This window comes from Roseovarius halophilus (ex Wu et al. 2025) (genome assembly GCF_047086965.1).
Genome location: NZ_JBKOTX010000450.1, coordinates 1 through 1,601, shown reverse-complemented (window position 1 = coordinate 1,601; position 1,601 = coordinate 1). Strand labels below are relative to the sequence as shown.

The following is a 1,601-nucleotide window of genomic DNA, read 5'->3' as shown; positions in this document are numbered from 1 at the left end:
CGCAAGCACACGAGCAACGGCATGCTGTCGCCCGTTGACTATGAGACCAGACAGCAGAAACTGAACGAGGCAGGTGTCTAGGAAACTAGGGGCACCTCACAGATCGAAGCTGGTCACGTATACGTCGCTGTGGGCCCGGACAACAACCTCTTGGGTTTCGTGGTCTTCTACGAGGACCAGGGCAACATCATGCTGGAAAACTTGGCGGTCTTTCCTGACGCCGCCGGTCGCGGTGTCGGCAAGGAGCTCATCCGGTTCTGCGAGACCGAGGCACGGCAGCGTGGCGTGCGCACGGTGCGCCTCTATACCAACGAGAAGATGACCGAGAACCTGTCAATCTATCCACGCCTCGGCTATGTGGATACTGGTCGCCATTTCGAAGACGGCTTCGACCGGGTGTATTTCGAGAAGCCGATCATCTGACCGGACTTGTTGTGCGCCGGGCGCATCATTTGAATGTAATCCGGTCGATGCCTTGGGAAGGCCGTTGTCTGGGCGGGCGTCTGCCTCGGATTGACCTGCGCGGCCGTACTCCTCGGCGCGATGGCGTTTCGGAGTACGGAGTCCACACGATGCAGTTTATGAACGATCTAATCGATGCGATATATGGCCGAGGCAACCTAGAATCCAGACTTTCGTACATCGCGCAGCGAAAGTTCACACTGTCCAATCTGCCGACCTCGTCTCGCTGCAGACGCTGCAGCGAACTGAATGGCCGCTTCGGGGACGCTGCGTCGCAGAAACGGTGGCCGTAATGAGTGGCAGCTTTGGGCCGGGCGCGTCTCGGGAGGCGACCATGTTTTGCAAGTCAGCCTCGTCCCCTCACGCGCGAGGCGGATACGACCAAGCAGCAGCAAGGGAGGGATTATTTCCACCCCTTCTACGCAGCGCGGCCGTCATGCGACCGGGATGAGGTTGGGCCGGAAGCCCGTATTACCAGGCGTCCCGGCCCACCCGGTGGCTTACCTCCTCTCAATTCAACACCGGCCGCCGTTCCATCTGTTCGGCCCGGTCGAGCATCCGCTGGACCACCCGCAGGCTCAGGGCGTCGGCGCGGTCGCGGTGGTGCTGGAGGGTCTCGATGATCGCGTCCAGCGCCGGGGCGGTCAGGCCGCGGGCCGCGCCCTCGCGCTCGGCGAAGCCGATGAGGTCCGACAGGGTCAGCGCCGGGAGCACCAGCGGCGGGCAGCGGCTCAGGAGCGGCTCGGGCAGGGCCGCGCGGCTGTTCGCGGTCATGATCCAGCCGATCCCGGACATGTCGAACGGCACGCGGTAGAACGGGCATTCCCAGCGGGCCGTCGAGATCGGCTCCATCAACGCGAGCAGCGCTTCGGACAGGTTGTGGCGGGTGCCGGAGGTGTCGCGCACGGCCCCCGCTTTCTCGAGTTCGTCGACGACCACGATGGGGTTCAGAACGCGGTGGTTCAGGATCGTGTCCAGCGGCTTGCCCGGGCCCGCGTTGGCCCAGCCGCGCTGCATCCCCGCCACCACGAAACTCGCCGCCTCGGCCGCCGCGTCGACCAGCGTGGTCGGCACGCCGAGCGCTGCGGCCAGGGCGCGCGCCCAGTGGCTTTTGCCGATGCCCGGCGGGCCGATCAGCA

General features: G+C 64.8%; 2 protein-coding genes. One reads left to right on the top strand and one right to left on the bottom strand.

The genetic code is table 11. The features are described 5' to 3' along the window. The first annotated feature begins 102 nt into the window (after positions 1-102). Positions 103-423, top strand: a complete 321-nt coding sequence (locus tag ACH107_RS32720) for a GNAT family N-acetyltransferase (protein ID WP_412509763.1) — start codon at positions 103-105, stop codon at positions 421-423. Between the two features lie 549 nt (positions 424-972). Here the strand turns inward: ACH107_RS32720 and ACH107_RS32715 are convergent. Further along, the coding region (locus ACH107_RS32715; RefSeq protein WP_412509762.1) for an AAA family ATPase at positions 973-1,601 on the bottom strand (629 nt) is incomplete at its 5' end.